We start from the raw sequence: 19,475 nt of genomic DNA, 5'->3' as shown, positions 1-19,475 counted from the left end.
CGTGTTTCCGGTCGTCCAAGGCTCGGCAAATGCCCATAGCCTGTCAACGACCTCCTCCCATGGCATGATGGCGTGACCGACGCTCTTCAACCCGGAGGCGACCGATGAAACGCCTGCTGATCGTGGCCCACGCGCCCTCCGACAACACCCGACGCCTGCGCGACGCCGCCGGCCGTGGGGCCCGTCATTCCGATATCGAGGGCGTGGAGGCGGTCATCAAGCCACCGCTCGACGCCGGCCCCGAGGATATCCTGGCCTGCGACGCCATCCTGCTGGGCACCACCGAGAACCTTGGCTATATGAGCGGAGCCCTCAAGGATTTCTTCGATCGCAGCTACTACCCGGTCCTGGAAGCGCAACGAGGCCTGCCCTGCGCGCTCTACATCCGGGCCGGCCGGGACGGCACCGGCACGCGGCGCGCCGTCGAAGGCATCGTCACGGGCCTGGGCTGGAAGTGGGTGCAGGAACCGTTGACACTGAGGGGCGAGTGGCAAGACGACTTCGAGCCCCGGGTCGAAGAGCTGGCCCTGACCCTGACCGCCGGCCTGGAGGCGGGGATCCTGTAGGCCGGACGTCACGGACATGTCATCGCGGGGGGCTAGGCTGTGAGGTTCGTTTCGTCTCACTGCAGCGCGAGGTCCCATGAAGTCCATTGCTTCTTTTCTGGTCGCCGCCGGCCTCCTGGCCACCACCCCCGTCCAGGCCCAGAATGTCTTCGACTATCCCCAGACCGATGACGCTCCGGCCAGCTTTCATGTGGTCAACGAGATTCCGGCCGGCAGCTTCACCAAGTACGAGATCGATGCCGAACACGGCCAGTTGATCGTCGATCGCTACGTCTCGATGCCGGTCCGCTATCCGGCCAACTATGGGTCCATCACCAGTTCGGCGGGAGGCGACGGCGATCCCCTGGATGCGCTCGTGCTGACCCGCGACAGCATCTACCCCGGAGCGGTGATCAAGGTCCGGGCCATCGGCGTGCTGCGCATGATCGATGACGGCGAAGCCGACGACAAGATCATCGCCGTCCCCGCCGATGACGTGGATCCCACCTACGCCGATGTCGACGGGATGGAAGACCTGCCGGCCATGCAGGTCGAGCGACTCAATGCCTTCTTCCGCGTCTACAAGAACCTCCCGGATGGCGGCGACATCGAGCTGAATGGCTTCGGCGACGCCAGCGAAGCCCGCGAGATACTGACGCAGGCCTTCGATGCCTACCAGACCGAGCACGCCGAGTAGTCACGCGCACAACGTCATGCCCTCCAACGCAAGCGGCGCCCCGAGAGGCGCCGCTTGCGTTGGTATCGTCTCGGTCGCTGTTACCTCAGTCGCTCGAACACCGTGGCCACGCCCTGCCCCATGCCGATGCACATGGTGGCCAGACCAAGCGAGGTGCGCTGTTCCTGCATCACGTTGAGCAGCGTCGTGCTGATACGCGAACCCGAGCAGCCCAGCGGGTGGCCCAGGGCGATGGCGCCGCCATGCAGGTTGACCGCCTCGTCCATCCGGTCGCGCAGACCGAGATCCTTGAGCACCGGCAGCGACTGGGCGGCGAAGGCCTCGTTGAGTTCGACGGTCTGGATATCCTCGATGGTCAGGCCCGCCGCCTTCAGCGCCTTGCGGGAAGCCGGCACCGGGCCATAGCCCATGATCGAAGCATCACAGCCCGCCACACCGGTCGACAGCACCCGGGCAATGGGTTCCAGACCCAGGGCACTGGCCCGCTCGGCGCTCATCACCGCCATGCCACTGGCGCCCACGGAGAGCGCCGAGGAGGTCCCGGCGGTCACGGTGCCGCTGCGCGGATCGAAGGCTGGCTTGAGCTCGGCCATCGCTTCCAGGCTGGCATCGGCGCGGATGACCTCGTCGCGATCCACTCGGACCCGGAAGCCCTGAGCATCGTGACCCTCGATACCGATGATCTCGTTGTCGAAGCCACCGTTCTGCTGAGCGGCATGGGCGCGCTGGTGGGACCGCACCCCGAAGGCATCCTGGTCCTCGCGGGAAACACCATGCATCTTGCCCAGCAGCTCGGCGGTCAGGCCCATCATCATGGCCGCCTTGGCGGCATGCTTGCTGGCCGCCGGATTGACGTCGACGCCATGGGTCATCGGCACGTGTTCCATGTGCTCGACCCCGCCGATGATGTAGAAGTCGCCCATCCCGGCCCGAATATTGGCGGCAGCGATATGCAGGGCACTCATCGAGGAGCCGCACAGGCGGTTGACGGTCTGGGCCGGCACGCTGCGCGGGATCCCAGTCATGATCGCCGCATTGCGGGCGATGTTCATGGCCTGCTCGAGGGTCTGGTTGACGCAGCCCCAGATGACGTCGTCGACGTCGGCGGGATCGAGGTTCGGATTGCGGTCGAACAGCGCCTGCATGACGCCGGCAGACAGGTTCTCGGCACGCACGTGGCGGAAGGCGCCGTTCTTGGCCTTGGCCATGGCGGTACGCACGCCATCGACTACCACGATGTCTCTCGGATTCACACTCATCGAATTCGTTCTCCCCGGCACTTGATCAATAGCAGGTGGTGAATAGCACGTGGTAAATCAGGCCTCGGCGGCGTCCTGATAGAACCGCTCGCCGTTGCGCGCCATCTCGCGCAGCTTGTCGGTCGGCGCGTACAGCGCTCCGAGTTCGGCGGCCAGCTCATCGGCCTGGGCGACGAACGCCTCCAGCCCCATGGCGTCGATGTAGCGCAACGCACCCCCCCGGAACGGCGGGAAACCGATGCCATAGATCAGCGCCATGTCGGCCTCGGCCGGCGTGCCGACGATCCCATCCTCCAGACAACGCACGGTTTCCAGGCATAGGGGCGTCATCATCCGCGCGATGATGTCGTCGTCGGAAAACTCGCGACCCGACCCCGCAACGCCCTTGACCAGTTCGATGGCCGCCTCGTCGCTGACCTTCTGCGGCTTGCCCTTCCTGTCTTCTTCGTAGGCGTAGAAGCCCTTGGCGTTCTTCTGCCCCAGACGGTCATTGTCGAACATCACCTGGATGGCACTCTTGTCCTGGCCTTCGCCCCCGGCACCGCCCAGACTACCCATGCGCTCCGGGAAGCCCTCGGCCATCACCTCGCCGGCATGTACGGCGGTGTCCATGCCCACCACGTCGAGCAGGTAGGCCGGCCCCATCGGCCAACCGAATTTCTCCATCACCTTGTCGACGCGCTGGAAATCGGCCCCGGCCGCCATCAGTTGACTGAAGCCGCCGAAATAAGGGAAGAGCACGCGGTTGACCAGGAACCCCGGGCAGTCATTGACCACGATGGGCGTCTTGCCCATCTTGCGGGCATAGGCCACGGTCGCCGCCACGGCGGCGTCGCCGGTCTTCTCGCCGCGAATGACCTCGACCAGGGGCATGCGGTGCACCGGATTGAAGAAGTGCATGCCGCAGAAGTTCTCCGGCCGCTTCAACTGCTCGGCAAGTCGAGTGATCGAGATGGTCGAGGTGTTGGAGGTAAGGATGGTGGCCTCGCCCACGTTATCTTCGACTTCGGCGAGCACCGCCCCCTTGACCTTGGGATTCTCGACGACCGCCTCGACCACCAGGTCGACATGCGCGAAGTCGCCGTAGGAGAGAGTCGGCCGGATATTGCTGAGCCGTTCGGCCATCTGCTCGCTGGAAAGCTTGCCGCGCTCCACCTGTTTGCCGAACAGCTTGCGGGCCTCCTTGAGCCCCAGCTCGATGGCCTCTTCCTTGATATCCTTCATCAGGATCGGCGTGCCCTTGGAGGCGCTCTGGTAGGCGATGCCCCCGCCCATGATACCGGCGCCGAGCACCCCGGCCCGCTCCACGGGTGCGGATTGCTTCTCGTACTGGCCGCCCTTCTTCTTGACCACCTGATCGTTGAGGAAAAGTCCCACGAGGTTGTAGCAGACATCGGTGAGCGCCAGCTTGCCGAATGCCTTGGCCTCGATCGCCTGGGCACGGGCACGCTCCTCACCGGCCCCCTTCTGGATGACCTTGATCGACTCGATCGGAGCCGGGTAGTGCGGCCCGGCCTTGCCGGCCACATAGCCCTTGGCCGTCTCGAAGGCCATCATCTGCTCGATGGCGTCGAGTCCCAGGGGACCGAGCTTTTCGGCGCGGCGTGCCGAGTAATCGAGTTCACCGGTCCGGGCCCGGCTCAGGATGTCGCGCGCCGCCGCCTCGAGTGATTCAGGGGGCACCACGGCATCGACCGCACCAACCGACAGACAGGCAGCGGCGCGATTCTCGGTGCCGCCGGCGATCCACTCGATGGCGTTGTCGGCACCGATCAGCCGCGGCAGGCGCACGCAGCCTCCCCAGCCGGGCAGGATGCCGAGCTTGGTTTCGGGCAGCCCGATCCGGGCGGTCTCGCTCATCACGCGAAAATCGGTGGCCAGCGTCACCTCGCAGCCGCCCCCCAGAGCCAGGCCGTTGATGGCGCTGACCGTGGGGAAGGGCAGATCCTCGAGACCGTTGAAGATCCCGTGCACCTGTTCGAGCATGCCCTGGATCTCCTCCTCGCCCTTGGCGAACATCCCGTGAAATTCCGTGATGTCGGCGCCGACGATGAAAGCTTCCTTGGCACTGGCCAGCACCAGGCCACCGATATCGGCTTCGCCACGCAGCGCCTCCAGCGCCTGCTCCAGCTCCTGAATCACGGCACTGGACAGCTTGTTGACCGACTCGTCCTTCAAGTCGAAGGTCAGGGTCGCGATGCCCTCGTCATCGCGTGCCACCGAGATGGCATTGCCTTGATAGATCATCCACGAATCTCCGTGCAGGAATTCATACGGCCGTTTGATTCATGACAGCTTGGTCCACTCCCGTCGCCACGTCAAGTCCCCCGCCTATCCCGCCGTTGGCGTTCCCCGACCAATGAAACAAGCTGTTAAACTGCGCTCATGTCACCGAACCGTCCCATGAAAGACCCTCCTTCGTCCCCGGCGTCAGGCCCCTCCGGCGCTGCTCGCCTCGGCGCCTGGGAACATCGTATCGAGCGGCTCGCCGAGAGGGTCCGGCCCTGGAGCTGGCTCTGGCCGCCGGTGGCCTTCCTGGCCGGTGCCGGCAGCTTCTTCCTGGTCGAGCGCCAGCAGTGGCTCGGTGCCATGCTGGCCCTCAGCATGCTGCTGACCTGGATCCTGCTGCTGTCGGAAAGCCTGATCGGCCGCGTCCTGGCCCGACGCGGCTATCCTACCCTGCCGCGCGGCGTGACGACGTTCATCGCCCAGATGGTGCACCAGGAGACACTCTTCTTCACCTTGCCCTTCCTGCTGGCGACCACGGTCTGGACCAGTGGCCAGGCATTCTTCACCCTGTCGATGGTAGCGCTGGCGATCCTGTCGATCCTCGATCCGCTCTACTATCGACTCGCCGAGCGCAATCGAGGGCTCTATTTCGCTTTTCACGCCCAGTGCGTCTTCCTGGTCGTCCTGGTGACACTGCCCACCCTGTTGCACCTGACCACCGGCCAGAGCCTGCTGCTCGCGCTCGCGGCCACGGTGATCTTCAGCCTGCCGAGCCTGTTGCACCTGCTGCGGCCCATGACGCTCCCTCGCTGGCTGCTGATGCTCGCCCTGCTGCCCCTGCTGGCCGGCGTCGCCTGGGCCGGCAGGAGCTGGGTGCCGCCGGCCAGCCTGTGGATCTCGGGCAGCGCCCTCTCGCCAGGCTTCGACGTCGAAGCCCGTTCACCACAGGGGCAGCTCCGCCTGACCCCCGACGCCCTGGCCGACAACGGCCTGTATGCTTACACCGCTATCCATGCCCCCAGGGGGCTGCGCGAAGACATCGTGCATGAATGGCGCCATGACGGCGAACTGATCGACCGTATTCCACTCGAGATCCAGGGGGGACGCGCGGAGGGCTACCGGGCCTGGACCCACAAGCGCAACGTTCCCGAACAGAGCGCCGGTCGATGGCGCATCGACGTGATGACGGCCAGCGGCCAACGCATCGGCGTGCTGCGCTTCCGGGTCGCGACCGATACCGAGGCGGCAACCCTGGCCGACGGCCGCATCGACTCTCCTCCCGGACTTCCCGGGCTGGATGTGCGCCGACTGATAGCACGCCCCGAGGCAACCTCCACCGCCAAGGGTCAAAATACCGTTGACGACGCGGCCCCTTCCCCCGAGGATAGTGAGTAGCCTTCGAACCATAAGGTTGCATTCCACGCCGGGGCTTCAGACAATCCCGACAGGCTTCTTCAACGTAGACGTGCCATGCATCAGAACATCGGCTTTCAGCTCGCTCGCGTGCCACGCCTGTGGCGCGCCGTCATCGACCGGCGTCTGGCCCCCGACGGCCTGACCCAGACGCGCTGGGTCACGCTCTATCACCTGTGGAGGATGGGCGATGATCAACCCCAGTGCGACCTGGCCAGGGCCATCGGTGTCGAGGCGCCCTCCCTGGTCCGCACTCTCGACCAGCTGTCCGAGCAGGGTTTGATCGAGCGGCGTCCCTGTGGTCAGGATCGCCGCGCCAAGCGCATTTTCCTCACCGACAAGGCCACGCCCTTGCTCGAACGCATCGAGGCCGTCGTCACCCAGGCCCGCAAGGAAATGCTGGAAGGCCTCGACGACAACGAGGTCGAACACCTGATCGACCTGCTGTCGCGTATCGAGGCCAATGGGCTGGCGATCCAGGAGCGTGAAGAGGGCTGAAGGCTTCCCTAACCGCCAGCCGAGGGAGGAATGCTCGGCGCCTGCGCGCTGCGATGGGCGCCGGGGTAGTCCGGCCGGCCGGCCAGCTCATCACGCATCCGCCTCATGCGCTCATCGAGGTCCGCGAATGCCTCGAGCGGCGAGGACTCGTCCCACCACAGCGTCAGACAGGCTGCGCTGGACTCGACCACGACCGCATCTCCCGGCAAGCCTTCCAGCAATGTCTCCAGTTGGCAAAGCGCCGTCTCCGGTAGCGGCCGCAGCGGCTCCACGCGCCAGCGCCATCCCGGCAGGAAGGGCTTGAGTACCTGGCTGGCCACGGCATCGCGTACCAGCAGGAAATCGGGACCCGGCCGCTGGGGCGGATAGCGCCACCGATAGGCGGGCAGGGCTTCACCGTCGTCGTGCAGCGGCGAGGTCTCGAGTCGCACGGCGACCCCGCTTTCCCGGGCGGTGTCACGCAGCCCTTTCACTCGCTGTTGTCGCCGGCTCGGGCGCAACGACATCGCCGGCGCGAACGCCAGCCCTACCACACCGATAATGATCAACCAGAGCATTCGCCATCCTGCTTGTCCGTGAAGCCTCGAACAACACGCCGAGATTCCGTATTTCCTGTGTTGATGCAAGTCGTTGTCTTGTCACCCCTGGCATCCTAAAGTGGAAGGCAGTCACCAACACCGTTGGACACCGCTGCGGAGAATGCAACATGAGCAACGAGTACCGCCATATCCTGGTCGCCGTCGATCTGACCAAGGACTCCCAGAAGGTTCTGGAACGCGCGATGCATATCGCCGACCGTAACCATGCCAAGCTTTCCATCATGCACACCCTCGAGCCACTCGGCTTCGCCTATGGCGGCGATATCCCGATGGATCTCACCAGCATCCAGGACCAGCTCGACGAACACGCCAAACAGCGTCTCGCCGAGATCGCCGACGACCATGTGCCCCGCGACAACCAGCACGTCATGGTCGGCATGCCCGATACCGAGATCCACCGCTTCGCCGATGACCAGAAGGTCGATCTGATCGTGGTCGGCTCGCATGGACGCCACGGCTTCGCTCTCCTGCTGGGCTCCACCTCCACCGGTGTGCTGCACGGCGCCAAGTGCGATGTCCTGGCCGTGCGCGTCGGCACCAGCGAGGATGGCGAGGAAAGCGCCGAGTAATCTCGCCCCGAGGGTCGATGCATCACAACGAGTGAAAGCGAGGGCTTCGCGTTCCGAGCGAAGCCCGGTTGACCGTCGTCGGGGACCGCTGCGAATCGCTGCTTACGCCTCCCCCGCTGCCATCGCCTCCAGCTCCATCCACCGTTCCATGGCCGAGTCCAGTTCGGCCTGCTTGTCGTTCAACGCTTGCAGGGTCGCGGTAACGGTGTCGGGGTCTTGCTGATAGAACGCCGGATCGCCCACCTGACGCTCGAACTCGGCCACCTCGTTCTCGAGGCGCTCGATCTCCGCCGGCAGGCCATCCAACTCGCGTTGCAGCTTGTAGGAAAGCTTGACCCGCCCGGGCGCCGGCGATGCGGCCGGCGTCGACGGGGCCTCCGACGGCTTGCGTGACCCGGCGGTCTCGACGTCGGCCACCGGTTCGGCCCGTTGCCGTGCGGCCCCTTCCCAGGGCGCCGGCGGCAACTTGCCCCCCTGACGCACCCAGTCGCTGTAGCCCCCCACGTACTCGCGTACCCTTCCCTCGCCTTCGAAGGCCAGCACGCTGGTCACCACATTGTCCATGAAGGCTCGGTCATGGGAGACCAGCAACAGGGTACCGTCGAAACTCAACAGCAGCTCTTCGAGCAGCTCCAGGGTCTCGACATCCAGGTCGTTGGTCGGCTCGTCGAGCACCAGCACATTGGCCGGCTGGGTGAACAAGCGCGCCAGCAGCAAGCGATTGGATTCGCCGCCCGAGAGCGCCTTGACCGGCTGCCGAGCCCGCTCCGGGGTGAACAGGAAGTCCTGCAGATAGCTCATCACATGACGATCGCGGCCACCGACCTCGACCCGATCGCTCCCCTGGGCGACGTTTTCATAGACCGTCTTTTCCGGCTCGAGCCCGGCACGCAGCTGATCGAAATAGGCCACCTGCAACTTGGTGCCGACCCGCACGTTCCCCTCGCTGGGCTCGAGCTCGCCGAGCAGGATCTTGAGCAGGGTCGTCTTGCCGGCACCGTTGCGACCGATGAAGCCGATTCGATCACCGCGCTGTATCTCGATGCTGAAGTCGTCGATCACCACGTCGTTGCCGAAGCGTTGTGTCACCTTCTCCAGCTCGACGACCCGCTTGCCACTGCGCTCGCCGCTGTCCACAGCGAGATTGGCTCGCCCTTGGCGCTCGCGGCGTTCACTCCGTTCGCGGCGCATCTGTTCCAGGGCTCTCACGCGTCCTTCGTTGCGGGTTCGCCGTGCCTTGATGCCCTGCCGGATCCAGGATTCTTCCTGGGCCAGCTTCTTGTCGAATTCGGCGTGTTCGCGCGCCTCGACTTCCAGCTCGTGGGTCTTCTGTTCCTGGTATTTGACGTAATCCCCGGGATAACGCCCCAGTCGTCCACGGTCGAGCTCGAGAATCGCCGTGGCCAGCCGCGACAGAAAGGCCCGATCGTGAGTGATGAACAATACCGCCCCATTGAAGGCGGAGAGTTGCTCCTCCAGCCAGGCGATAGTGTCCAGGTCGAGGTGGTTGGTCGGCTCATCGAGCAGCAGCAGATCGGGCTCGGCGACCAGGGCGCGGGCCAGCGCTACCCGCCGCCGCCAGCCACCGGAGAGCCCGGACATCTCGGCGTCCTCCGGTAGCCCGAGCCGCGTCAGCACCACATCGATACGCTGATGGAAAGACCAGCCATCGATCGCTTCGATACGGCTCTGCAGTTGCGCCATGCGCGACATGTCGGGGTCGTCGGCCTGCACCAGATGATGATACTCGGACAGCAGCTCACCGGCCTCGGGCAGTCCCTGAGCCACCACATCGAAGATGGTCGCACCGGTGGCATCGGGCAGTTCCTGGGCCAGCACGCCGATCTTGAGCCCCGGGGCGCGCCAGATGTCACCGCCATCGGGGGTGATCTCGCCGGCCACCAGCTTGAGCAGGGTCGACTTGCCGGTGCCGTTACGGCCCACCAGCGCCAGGCGTTCGCCCTTTTCCAGCACCAGATCGGCACCATCGAGAAGCACCTGGGGACCATAGGCCAGTTGCAGCCGTTCCAGACGTAGCAGGGTCACTCACACACCTCCAGGTTCATCGAGGGCGCTAGTGTAACGTATGACCGCTACGACGTGGCCCCATCCCGTCCTCGCCGGGTACAATACGCGACCGCTGTACAGGAGGATGCCGTCTTGGCCGATACCACCGAACTCCGCGACGATGGCCTGCCCGAGGCGTTGAGATTCCACTCACCGGCGCCACTGGTGGACATCGGCGCCAACCTGACCCACCCGAGCTTCGCTCGGGACCTGGGTGCGACCCTCGACCGCGCCCGGAAAGCCGGCGTCGAATCCCTGATCCTGACCGGCACGGACCGCGAGCACGCCGAGCAGGCAGCGGCATTGGCCCGCGACCATGCCGGCCTCTACGCCACTGCCGGCCTGCACCCCCATGGCGCCAGCGAATGGTCGCCTTCACTGGAAGCCAGCATGCGCGAGCTGCATCGCCGCCCCGAGGTCGTCGCGGTGGGAGAATGCGGCCTGGACTTCAATCGCAACTTTTCCACGCCCGCCGAGCAGGAGCGCGCCTTCGAGGCCCAGCTCGGCCTCGCCGCCGAAAGCGGACTGCCGCTGTTCATCCATGAACGCGATGCCGGTGCGCGCCTGCACGATATCCTGCATGCCTGGCGCGACGACATCTCCCGAGCGGTGGTGCATTGCTTCACCGGGGAACGCCGCGCGCTGCACGGTTATCTCGATCTGGACCTGCACATCGGCCTGACCGGCTGGCTGTGCGACGAGCGCCGTGGCCATCACCTGCGCGAACTGGTCGGCGACATCCCCCTGGAGCGCCTGATGGTGGAAACCGACTGCCCTTACCTGCTGCCGCGCAATTTACCTGCCAGACTCAAGGGCAGACGCCACGAGCCGGCACTGCTGCCGTGGATCGTGCGCGAGATCGCCCACTGGCGTGGCCTGACGGAAGACGAGCTGGCTCGGGCCACCACCGCGACCGCTCGCCGCTTCTTTCGGCTCGATGCGGCGGACGACCACCACCCTGCCCTCGAGGAGGGGCACTGACCATGGATGAGCTGCCCGCTTTCATTGCCATCGAGACCGGTAATGACGGAGACCTGCCGCTATCCGTCGCCTGGACCCTGCCGGATGGCCGCGTCAAGCACACCCTGATCCAGCCGGACAGCGACTGGCTCGAGGACGAACTCGTTTCGCTGGGCGACTACAGCCTGGAGGAACTCAACAGCATGGGCGTGAGTCCCCTGGACGTCATCCGCGAGCTGGAGACCGACCACTTCAACGCCACGCTCTACACTGCCGGCGTCGGTGACGACGAGGCCGCCCTGTCACGACTCTTCGAGACCTATGGGCTGGACCCGTTCGTCGAGCTGGCTCCCGCGGAGAGCCTCTACAACGGCCTGGCGCCCGGGGAATGGGCCCGTGCCAGAGGCGACATGTTCGGTGAACTGGGACTCGAGCCGCTACGCCCCGAAGAAGAGATCCAGGTGATGCTCGCCCTGCACCTGAGAATCAACGAAGACGCCTGAACCATTTCAGGCGGGCTCGGACGCCTTCTCCAGGCATTCACGTCCCACTGCCAGCGCCGCCTCGAGCGAGGCACCCTCACCGTAGAAGGCGGAGAGGGCTGCACGAAAGGCCTCGGCGCGGCGCGGCAGGCCCTCCGCCTCATAGCGTGCGGCCCGTGCCTCGACTCGCGACCGGAAGGCGTCACGATCGACCTCCGCCTCACCGCCGAGGTTGTCGACACTGACGTTGAACCGCAATCCGCAGGCCCGGGAAAACAGCAGCTCCAGGGCCTGGGGCCCTACCTCCACCGACTCGAACTCGCGCTGTTGGCCGGTATCCCGACCATCGGGCTGGTACCAGTAGCCGTAATCCTCCAGCTGGCGTCGCTGCGCGCCGGCGATACACCAGTGGCTGATCTCGTGCAGAGCGCTGGCATAGAAGCCATGGGCAAAGATCACCCGATGCCAGGGGCTCGAGGCGTCGGCCGGCAGATAGATCGGCTCGTCGTCACCACGCACCAGGCGGGTGCCATGACTCGGCATGAAGAGGCCGTCGAACAGGGCGATGACATCGTCGAGACGGTGCGTCACACGAACTCCAGGGCGGTGGGGGCATGGCGATGACGCAGTATAGCGAGTCACCGCCGGGGGCGAAAACCGACATGCGCTGATAGACTGGGCAGCTTCCCCGTATGCAATGACGCCCGGGGCTTTCCGTTATGGAAGCGCTGAATAAATCGCCGAGCATAGTGAAGCGCAAGGCGCACGGAGAAAAGGAAGCGAGACATAACAATAGGTTAGGCGAGCTTTCGAGCACCGCGCACAAATTCGCCAGGAGCGAATTTGAACCGTCTTTAGACGGGCCCGCAGGGTAGCCGCCAGGGATGGCGGCTATAGCGAAGCGATTTGCATGCGCAGGCATTTAAGCAGTGTTTTCCTATTCGCATGGAGCATCAACCGTGGCTGGATTCATCACCGATTTGCGCGAGGTGTCACGCCGCGACACCGGCCCCTTGATCCGTCTCGCCCTGCCCATCTGCGGCGCCCAGCTCGCCCAGGCCGGCATGAGCGTCGTGGACGTGATGATGACGGGCCGCCTCAGTGCTACCGACCTGGCGGCGGTCTCGGTGGGCTCCAGCCTGTGGATGCCGCTGATGTTGTTCATGACCGGCACCCTGATGGGGCTGACGCCGGTAGTGGCCCACCTGCTCGGCGCCGGACGGCGCGCGGGGATCCGCATTCAGGTCCACCAGGCCCTGTGGATCGGCCTCGGCCTGGGGATCCTGTCGGCCTTGCTGCTATGGACGGCGGTCATGCCGATCTTCGCGGCCATGGATGTACCCGACGAAGTCGCCCGACGCTCCGCCGGCTACCTGGCGGCGGTCGGCTTCGGCATGCCCGGCGTGGCGATCTTCCAGACGCTGCGCGCCTTTTCCGATGGCATGAACCACACGCGCCCGGCACTGTGGATCAGTCTGGTCGGGCTCGCCGTCAACGTCCCCAGCAACTACGTCCTCATCTACGGCGGCGAGGGCCTGACGGCCCTGCTCGGCGACGCGCTGCCGGCCCCGCTGCAGGCTCTGCCCGCGCTGGGTGCCATGGGCTGCGGCATCGCCACCGCTCTCTCCATGTGGGTCATGGGCCTGACCATGGCCGCCTACACCCGTCGCAGCCGGGCTTATGGCGACGTCGAGCTGTGGTGCAAGCCGGCGCCTCCACGCTGGCGCCTGATCGGCGAACTGCTCCATGTCGGGGTCCCCATCGGCGTGGCGATCTTCGTCGAGGTCACGCTGTTCACGCTGATCGCGCTGTTCATCGCCAGCCTCGGCGAGGTGACCGTGGCCGCGCACCAGGTCGCGCTCAACTACACCGGACTGCTGTTCATGCTTCCCCTGTCATTGGGCATGGCCCTCACGGTCCGGGTCGGCAATACCCTCGGCCAGGGGCGGCCGGGCAGCGCCCGCCTGGTCGCCTGGAACGGCATCCTGATCGCCCTGGTGGTGGCCTTGCTCAACAGCCTGATACTGTGGCTGACGGCAGGCCCCGTGATCGAGCTCTACACGCACGATCTCGCCGTCCAGCAACTGACGTTGTCGCTGATCGGCCTGGCCATGATCTACCAGGTTTCCGACTCCCTGCAGGTCAGCCTGGCCGGCGCCCTGCGCGGCTACAAGGACACCCGCGTGATCATGCTGATCACCATGGTGGCCTACTGGCTGGTGGGCCTCGGTGGCGGCCACTGGCTGGGCGTGTACGGGCTGTTCGACGTCGTGCCGCCCATGGGCGTGCATGGCTACTGGACCGGCCTGATCGCCGGCCTGACGGTGGCCGCCATTCTGCTGGGAGAACGCTTGCGACGACGCAGCAAGGCGGTGGCACGTGGCGACGACGAGATCCCCGATACCTCGACCTGATACACGATGGCGGCGATCCCCCCTTGTGGCGTTGCTGCTGACCGTCTGGCTCACCGGCTGCGCCGATGGCGCGGCCGACCAACGCCTGCAGGATTATCAGCAACGTCTCGCCTCAAGCCTGGAGCTCTCGCCACCGGAGCCCGCCACGCCGGATAATATCGGTGCCTTCCCGGAACGCCAGGCGCGACGTTTCCCCCTCGAGGAAATTCGCCAGAGTCTGCTCGACGTCTATGCCCTGCGCGGCTGCCACATCAGCAATCTGGTCGCCAGGCGCAACAATCAGTTGGGCCGTGTCGCCGCCCCCAGCCAGCGCTGGCTCTACGAGCTCAAGCTCTGGCGGCGTCTCAGCGACTGCTGGAACACTGACGTACCGGACGCCCTCGACGCTGACGACCGCCAACGCCTGGCGCGACTGACGCAGCTCAAGACCGAACGCCTGCCCCGTGCCAGCTGGAACGCGCTCTTCGATTCGAGCGAATGGGCCGACAGTTTCTCGCGAGCGAGCTCGCCGCTGCCGCCGGACGCCCTGGACGCGGTGAACGAGCAATTGCCTGCCCTCGCCTACCTGCGCGAAGCGACGCTGCATCAGTTCGATCCGGATTGGACACCGGATTCCGCCACCCTGGAAGGTCACCTGAACACCCTGCGTCAGCGTCCCTTGACGGCCGAGCTGCTGCGCGCCCTGCTGCTGGCCGAACAGCGCCTGACGGAAGCCTCGGCGCTGCTCGAGACGACGCTGGCCCGTGCCGAAGATTGCCATGCACCGGAGACAGCCCCGCCCCTTCCCGACATGGCGTCACTGAATCGCTGGCTGACACGGCTCGAAGACCAGTCGGCCCGCTGGCTGAGCGCCATGCGTGACTTGCTCGATGCCCATCCGCTTGAACCCCCGTCGGCGATTGCCGACTACCGACATCGTTGGCTTTCTCTGGACAACCCGGACGCGCCATGGTCGGCAATGGTCACCGCCCGAGAACGACACCAGGCGCTCCGCCAGCGACTGATAAAACGCTGCCGATGACGGCCAGGGCTTAACGGGATCATCACTCTGTGCTATTGATGGAAGAACAGTGACGTTGTGCGCTGCCGACTGGCCAGGGGGATGCCGCGATATGGCAAGGGCACCGGATATGCCTGCCACATCGCCAACCCCCTCCCATGCCAATGACGTGACCACGCAGCAGCAGGAGGGACTTCATGGGTATCCCGCTGTCACCGCGCCCCGCCCAGGTCATCGATCTGGACGCCATGCGCCAACGCCAGGAGGCCAGGCGACGCCTGATCCGCCTCTCACCGGAGCTGGATGGCCTGGAAATGGTCTACCAGCTCCCCTCCGAGCCCGATGCCTATTACGGCATGCCGCTGCTCGCCTGGGGACTCAGGGAAGATGGCCATGTCATTGGCCTGGTCCCCTGGATGGAAAGCCTCACGCCCTGCGAGCGCCTCGAGGATCCCGAACATGGGCACTTCATCGGGTATCGCGATCCGGAGACCGAGGAGTTGTTCGAGGAGGCACCGGACCACAAGGTGTTCGAGCTCGAACAGGCCGCGGCCTACTTCGACTATGAGGCAACCAGCGAGCCGACCCTGATCCAGCAGCTACCCGAGACCCAGGGTACCCATGCGCTGTGCATGGACGACAGCGACGCTCCCTGGCAATTGAAGCAGGTCTTCGGTTGGCGGCTGTACAGCGATGGCGCCGTGGAAGCCTTGCTCGCCGACGAGCAGTTGATCGACTCCACGCCGGTCCTGCCCGGCGACCCTTGCCTGTATACCGGCCATAGCCGCCATCGCGTGGTCTATTTCTTCCAGCGCCAGATCGCCAACCGTATCCGACGGGAGGACCCCGCCACCCTGGAGGCCCTGGCGTTGATGGTCATGCCTGACGCCGAACAATAGCTAGGCGCAGTGCTCTGCCACTCAGAGGGTGTTTACAAAACAGGCGAACGAAGGCAAGACAAGGCGAAATTGAGTGAAAAAGCGCAATTTACGATGGGTAAATGAGCATTTTGAGGTCAATTTCAACGCCGTATTGCCGAGTGTAGGCATTTTGTAGACACCCTCTCAGCCAAGGCGAATGAAATAAAGGTAATGCCCTTCCTCTTCGTACTGATGCAGCAAGTCATGACCGAGGAAGCCACAGAACTTGGGAACGTCCCGGGTGGTCGCCGGATCGCTGGCGATCACCTTGAGGACCTCGCCCGCCTGCATGTCGCGCACCTTGTTGTGCATCAACATGATCGGTTCCGGGCAGTAGAGCCCCGTCGTATCCAGTTCTGCATGACAGCTCGGAAGGGAATCCGCAGAATCAACCATCGATAACCTCATCGTGTCGAAGAGCAAACATAGGGAGTGGCTGGATGATCAAGGTCATTATCGAGCGTCGTATCATGCCCGGACTCGAAGAAGAATACGAGGCAGCCGCTCGCGAGGCCATACGCCAATCGCTTGGCGCATCGGGTTTCGTCAGCGGTGAGACCCTGGTCGAGATGGAGCACAGCGACCGGCGCCTGGTGATCACCAAATGGCGAGACATGCGCGCCTGGAAAGAATGGGTCAACAGCGAGCATCGCGCCAGAGCCATGCAACGCCTGCAACCCCTGCTGACCGAAGAAGAGCGCATCCGCATCTACGAACCGAGTCAGTGACCCGACGACAGCCAGCATCATCGGTTGATCTCTCTCAATCAAGCAGGCGCACGTGCACCGTCACCTCTTCGCGATCATGGTAAAGGTGGCGGCAGCCGATCTCGGCCCTCACCCCGGCGCTCCCCAGGGATTCCGACAAGTGCGCCAGGCCTTCTGAAACCGCTTCCCAGCGACGTTTCATGGGCAATTTGAGATTGAACACCGCCTCGCGGCACCAGCGTCGCGTGAGCCAACGCTCGACCATGGTGATCACCCGGGATGGCTTGTCGACGATGTCGCAGACCAGCCAGTCCAGGCGTGCCGGCGGCGTCCAGACAAAACCGTCTTCACGCAGATGCTCCACCAGGCCGGATGCCATCAGGTCAGGATCCATCGGCCCATTGTCGATGGCGAAGACCTGCATGCCCCGCTGAACCAGTTGCCAGGTCCATCCCCCCGGGGCGGCGCCGAGATCGACCGCCTGCATGCCGTCACTCAACCGTGCCGGCCACTGTTCTGCCGGCACGAACTCGTGCCAGGCCTCCTCGAGCTTGAGCGTCGAGCGGCTCGGCGCTCGAGAGGGGGAGCGCAGGCGACGAATGCCGCCGAGCTGCTCGCTGCGATTACCGGGAAAACTCATGCCCAGCTGCACCCGATCGCCGTCACTCCACAGCAAGTGCAGGCGCCGCCCTCCCGCCTTGCGACGCAGTACCCCGGCCTTGCGCAATTGCGCTTCCAGCGGTCGCTTGAGTGACTTGATCAACCCCGCCAGCGCCTTGGCCTCGTTGGTATCCGGTGTTTCCTGCCAGATCGCCTCGCAGCTCCAGCCGCTGTCTCGAGCCTGTGTCATGATGGCACCCAGCCGATCCGCACGATCGAGGCTCAATGGTGGCAGGGCCACCAGGCTCTGTCGCGCGAAGACCAGTGACGCAAGAGGAAGGGCACGATGCAATTCGTTGGCGGGGCGCCCATCGGCCACCTCGAAACGCACATGGCCCCCGCCACGCTCGAAGCGCGGGGCTCCGCCGATACCGGACAAAGCGGCCTTCTCCAGCACCTCTGCCGCCAGATCGGCTTCGAAGCCGGGGCGACAATAGAGCAACAGCTCGTTGGGGACGATCTTCAACGACGGGACTCCTCTGATCGGAAGGCTTCCCTACCTGCCCGAAGCCATGGAACCGCCGCCCCTGCCGGGACGGTGGATCCGCGAAGCCGATATGTTAGCAGGCCGAGCCCTGCTGGGACGACGTTGCGTCACCGAGCCGGGTCGGAGCAGCGGTCATCGCCGAGCAGGCCCTGTTCCATCGCCATGGCACGTGCCGCCTGAGGCCCCGTCCACAGTGACGGCAACAGTACCAGCGACACCGGAATGGCGGTGATCACGATGAACTGCTGGAGAGCACCGATCTGTCCCGCTCCCATGTGCAGCAGAATCGCCGCCATCAGCGCCATGGTGATGCCCCAGAAGGCGCGGATCAGGGCGTTGGGTTCATCATGTCCCGACCCCACCACCGAGATGGCATAACTCATCGAGTCGCCTGTGGTAGCGACGAAGATCGTCGTCAGTACCAGCACGGCCAGGGCCATCAGGGGACCGCCAGGCAAGGCCTGGGCCACCGTCAGGGTCGCCACGTCGAACTGGAAGTTGTTCAAGGCCTCGGTAAGCTCGATGGCGCCGGTCAGTTGATAATGGATGCCCGAGCCGCCCATCAAGGTGAACCAGACGGTCGTGGCGATCGGCGCCATGACCGCAACGGCAAGGATCATCTGGCGAATGGTCCGTCCCCGGGAAATACGGGCCACGAAGATGGCCATCAAGGGGCCATACCCGATGAACCAGGAGAAGAAGAACACCGTCCACCATTGCATCCACCAATCGGGCGCCGTCTGCGAGGTCATGGTCGCCATGGTGAAGAACGAGGAAAGGTATTCCCCGAAGCCCTGGGTATAGGCATCGACCAGGAACAGCGTCGGCCCGAAGATGAAAATCACCGAAGCGATGGCCAATGCCAAGAAGACATTGAAACGACTGAGGAGCTGGATCCCCCGATGAATCCCCGTGACAGCCGAGGTGACATAGACACCACCAAGTACCGCCAGGATGATCAGTTGCGTGCCATAGCCTTCCGGCAAGCCGAATAGCTCATGCAGTCCGAAGCTGACCTGGGTGGCGAGAAAACCGATCGGGCCCACGGTACCGGCGACCACGGCAATCACGCACAAGGCGTCGACGACGCCGCCCAGCCAGCCGCTCACCAGCCGCTTGCCCAGCACCGGCATCAGCAGGGTACGAGGCTGCAAGGGATGCCCCTCGTCATAATGCGCCCGAGCCAGCACCACGGCGGTCAAGGAGCCCAGCACGGCCCAGGCCAGAAACCCCCAGTGCATGAAGGACTGCGCCAGGGCGCCTGCGATCGCTTCCGTCGTTCCTGCCTCGGTCTCGAAGGCCGGCGGCGTCACGATGAAATGATAGACCGGCTCCCCGGCAGCGAAGAAGACGCCACCTCCCGCCAGCAGGGTACACATGATGATCGAGAGCCACTTGAAGGTACTCAGCTCGGGGCGCTCGAGACCTCCGATTCTGGCGCTCGCCGCCGGGGTGAACGCCAGGCCCATGGCAACCAGGAAGGTCAACAGCAGCAGCAACTGGAAATAGCTGCCCAGGGTCTTGGCGGTCCAGGCGAACCCGGCAGAGACGCCCTCCGCCACCATGTCGATGTCATACAGCGACAAGGCGATGAACGCCAGTATGAAGCCCACACTCAGGGCGAGTACCAGTGGGTCGCCAAGCCCGCGGGTGGATCGAGTGTCGTCGTTGGTCTGCATCTTGCTCATGCGTGATGATGGCCTGGCCCTCAACGGACCTGCCTCCTCTTGCTAGCGAGAGTGTCATTCAGCCGGGAAGGATGAATATGGAGCCACCGCCGGACATGCTGCGGCCGTAAGTGGATAGCGGAAACGAAAAAAGACCGGAAGGAAGGACCGAGTATCACGAGCCCTACATAAAAAAATCCCCCGGGAAGGCCCGAGGGATTTTTTTGATGTAAGTGCCTGACGATGACCTACTCTCGCATGGGAACTCCCACACTACCATCGGCGCTGAGCGGTTTCACTGC

Annotated in this window: 19 protein-coding genes; 11 read left to right on the top strand and 8 right to left on the bottom strand. The window is 64.7% G+C overall.

Translation table 11 applies throughout. The annotated features are described in order from the left end of the window. Window positions 1–104 precede the first annotated feature (104 nt). On the top strand, window positions 105–566 hold the full coding sequence (locus LU493_RS17290; RefSeq protein WP_275289052.1) for a flavodoxin family protein: 462 nt from the start codon (window positions 105–107) through the stop codon (window positions 564–566). Between the two features lie 76 nt (window positions 567–642). After that, complete coding sequence (locus tag LU493_RS17285; protein ID WP_275289051.1) at window positions 643–1,242, top strand: inorganic diphosphatase; 600 nt, start codon at window positions 643–645, stop codon at window positions 1,240–1,242. Between the two features lie 80 nt (window positions 1,243–1,322). Here the strand turns inward: LU493_RS17285 and fadA are convergent, their stop codons facing one another. Together fadA and fadB are read right to left on the bottom strand one after the other, a co-directional pair. Further along, window positions 1,323–2,501 carry an acetyl-CoA C-acyltransferase FadA gene (gene fadA, locus LU493_RS17280; RefSeq protein ID WP_275289050.1) on the bottom strand — a complete coding sequence of 393 codons (1,179 nt, stop codon included), beginning with the start codon at window positions 2,499–2,501 and terminating at the stop codon, window positions 1,323–1,325. A gap of 57 nt (window positions 2,502–2,558) precedes the next feature. Next, the gene (gene fadB / locus LU493_RS17275; protein ID WP_275289049.1) at window positions 2,559–4,748 is read right to left on the bottom strand and encodes a fatty acid oxidation complex subunit alpha FadB; all 2,190 of its coding nucleotides are present in this window, start codon (window positions 4,746–4,748) and stop codon (window positions 2,559–2,561) included. Between the two features lie 156 nt (window positions 4,749–4,904). On the opposite strand from fadB, the gene LU493_RS17270 reads away from it, so the two are divergent. Together LU493_RS17270 and slyA are read left to right on the top strand one after the other, a co-directional pair. Continuing rightward, window positions 4,905–6,125 carry a DUF5924 family protein gene (locus LU493_RS17270; protein WP_275289048.1) on the top strand — a complete coding sequence of 407 codons (1,221 nt, stop codon included), beginning with the start codon at window positions 4,905–4,907 and terminating at the stop codon, window positions 6,123–6,125. Window positions 6,126–6,200: 75 nt separating this feature from the next. Next, on the top strand, window positions 6,201–6,641 hold the full coding sequence (gene slyA, locus LU493_RS17265) for a transcriptional regulator SlyA (protein ID WP_275289047.1): 441 nt from the start codon (window positions 6,201–6,203) through the stop codon (window positions 6,639–6,641). Window positions 6,642–6,649: 8 nt separating this feature from the next. Here slyA and LU493_RS17260 read toward each other — a convergent pair whose 3' ends face one another. Continuing rightward, window positions 6,650–7,198 (bottom strand): preprotein translocase subunit YajC, encoded by a 549-nt coding sequence (locus tag LU493_RS17260; RefSeq protein WP_275289046.1) that lies wholly within the window; start codon window positions 7,196–7,198, stop codon window positions 6,650–6,652. 149 nt (window positions 7,199–7,347) lie between these two features. Between LU493_RS17260 and LU493_RS17255 the strand changes: the two genes are divergently transcribed. Beyond that, window positions 7,348–7,809, top strand: coding sequence for a universal stress protein (locus tag LU493_RS17255; RefSeq protein ID WP_275289045.1), 462 nt, complete (start codon window positions 7,348–7,350; stop codon window positions 7,807–7,809). A gap of 102 nt (window positions 7,810–7,911) precedes the next feature. Here LU493_RS17255 and LU493_RS17250 read toward each other — a convergent pair whose 3' ends face one another. Continuing rightward, window positions 7,912–9,855 (bottom strand): ATP-binding cassette domain-containing protein, encoded by a 1,944-nt coding sequence (locus tag LU493_RS17250; RefSeq protein ID WP_275289044.1) that lies wholly within the window; start codon window positions 9,853–9,855, stop codon window positions 7,912–7,914. 114 nt (window positions 9,856–9,969) lie between these two features. On the opposite strand from LU493_RS17250, the gene LU493_RS17245 reads away from it, so the two are divergent. Further along, window positions 9,970–10,857 (top strand): TatD family hydrolase, encoded by an 888-nt coding sequence (locus LU493_RS17245; RefSeq protein WP_275289043.1) that lies wholly within the window; start codon window positions 9,970–9,972, stop codon window positions 10,855–10,857. A 2-nt stretch (window positions 10,858–10,859) separates the two neighbouring features. After that, on the top strand, window positions 10,860–11,339 hold the full coding sequence (locus tag LU493_RS17240; protein ID WP_275289042.1) for a hypothetical protein: 480 nt from the start codon (window positions 10,860–10,862) through the stop codon (window positions 11,337–11,339). A 6-nt stretch (window positions 11,340–11,345) separates the two neighbouring features. Here the strand turns inward: LU493_RS17240 and LU493_RS17235 are convergent, their stop codons facing one another. Then, window positions 11,346–11,909 carry an elongation factor P hydroxylase gene (locus tag LU493_RS17235; protein ID WP_275289041.1) on the bottom strand — a complete coding sequence of 188 codons (564 nt, stop codon included), beginning with the start codon at window positions 11,907–11,909 and terminating at the stop codon, window positions 11,346–11,348. A gap of 368 nt (window positions 11,910–12,277) precedes the next feature. On the opposite strand from LU493_RS17235, the gene LU493_RS17230 reads away from it, so the two are divergent. The 3 genes from LU493_RS17230 to LU493_RS17220 all read left to right on the top strand — a co-directional run bounded on the left by LU493_RS17230 (window position 12,278) and on the right by LU493_RS17220 (window position 15,631). Beyond that, entirely contained in the window at window positions 12,278–13,732 is a 1,455-nt protein-coding gene (locus LU493_RS17230) for an MATE family efflux transporter (protein ID WP_275289040.1), read from the top strand. A 25-nt stretch (window positions 13,733–13,757) separates the two neighbouring features. Further along, window positions 13,758–14,753 (top strand): DUF3080 family protein, encoded by a 996-nt coding sequence (locus LU493_RS17225; RefSeq protein WP_275289039.1) that lies wholly within the window; start codon window positions 13,758–13,760, stop codon window positions 14,751–14,753. 176 nt (window positions 14,754–14,929) lie between these two features. Next, a complete protein-coding gene (locus LU493_RS17220; RefSeq protein ID WP_275289038.1) occupies window positions 14,930–15,631 on the top strand; it encodes a hypothetical protein in 702 nt (233 codons plus the stop codon). A 165-nt stretch (window positions 15,632–15,796) separates the two neighbouring features. Here the strand turns inward: LU493_RS17220 and tusA are convergent, their stop codons facing one another. Then, window positions 15,797–16,048 (bottom strand): sulfurtransferase TusA, encoded by a 252-nt coding sequence (gene tusA / locus LU493_RS17215; protein ID WP_275289037.1) that lies wholly within the window; start codon window positions 16,046–16,048, stop codon window positions 15,797–15,799. 44 nt (window positions 16,049–16,092) lie between these two features. On the opposite strand from tusA, the gene LU493_RS17210 reads away from it, so the two are divergent. Then, window positions 16,093–16,380 (top strand): antibiotic biosynthesis monooxygenase family protein, encoded by a 288-nt coding sequence (locus LU493_RS17210; RefSeq protein WP_275289036.1) that lies wholly within the window; start codon window positions 16,093–16,095, stop codon window positions 16,378–16,380. A 34-nt stretch (window positions 16,381–16,414) separates the two neighbouring features. Here the strand turns inward: LU493_RS17210 and rlmM are convergent, their stop codons facing one another. After that, the gene (rlmM, locus tag LU493_RS17205) at window positions 16,415–17,479 is read right to left on the bottom strand and encodes a 23S rRNA (cytidine(2498)-2'-O)-methyltransferase RlmM (protein WP_428994580.1); all 1,065 of its coding nucleotides are present in this window, start codon (window positions 17,477–17,479) and stop codon (window positions 16,415–16,417) included. Window positions 17,480–17,613: 134 nt separating this feature from the next. Further along, a complete protein-coding gene (locus LU493_RS17200) occupies window positions 17,614–19,194 on the bottom strand; it encodes a BCCT family transporter (RefSeq protein WP_275289034.1) in 1,581 nt (526 codons plus the stop codon). Window positions 19,195–19,475: the final 281 nt, after the last annotated feature.

This window comes from Halomonas elongata, assembly GCF_029081005.1.
Taxonomy (GTDB): domain Bacteria; phylum Pseudomonadota; class Gammaproteobacteria; order Pseudomonadales; family Halomonadaceae; genus Halomonas; species Halomonas elongata_B.
The sequence above is the reverse complement of the archived record's forward strand: the minus strand, read 5'-3'. Positions and strand labels throughout refer to the sequence as shown.